The sequence below is a fragment of the Streptomyces sp. W16 genome (genome assembly GCF_033194735.1).
In the GTDB taxonomy this organism is placed as follows: Bacteria; Actinomycetota; Actinomycetes; order Streptomycetales; family Streptomycetaceae; genus Streptomyces.
On record NZ_JAWOAI010001223.1, the window covers coordinates 1 to 335 of the forward strand.

The window sequence follows — 335 nt, forward strand, 5'->3', positions numbered from 1 at the left end:
GTCCTCGCCGCCGCGCTGTTCGCGCTGGAGGCGGATCGGAAATTCGGGGCACACGTCTTCGACGCCGCCAACGGCGGGGCCCTGCTGTGGCAGCACCTCTTCTGGTTCTTCGGCCATCCAGAGGTGTACATCATCGCCCTGCCGTTCTTCGGCATCATCTCCGAGGTCATCCCGGTCTTCTCCCGCAAGCCGATGTTCGGCTACATGGGACTGGTCGCGGCCACGATCTCCATCGCCGGCCTCTCCGTGACCGTGTGGGCCCACCACATGTACGTCACCGGCGGAGTGTTGCTGCCGTTCTTCTCCTTCATGACGTTCCTCATCGCCGTGCCAAC

General features: G+C 64.2%; 1 protein-coding gene. It reads left to right on the forward strand.

All coding sequences use genetic code 11. The annotated features are described in order from the left end of the window. Positions 1-335: cbb3-type cytochrome c oxidase subunit I (locus tag R6V09_RS54320; protein WP_317888709.1), on the forward strand; the 335-nt coding region annotated here is incomplete at both ends.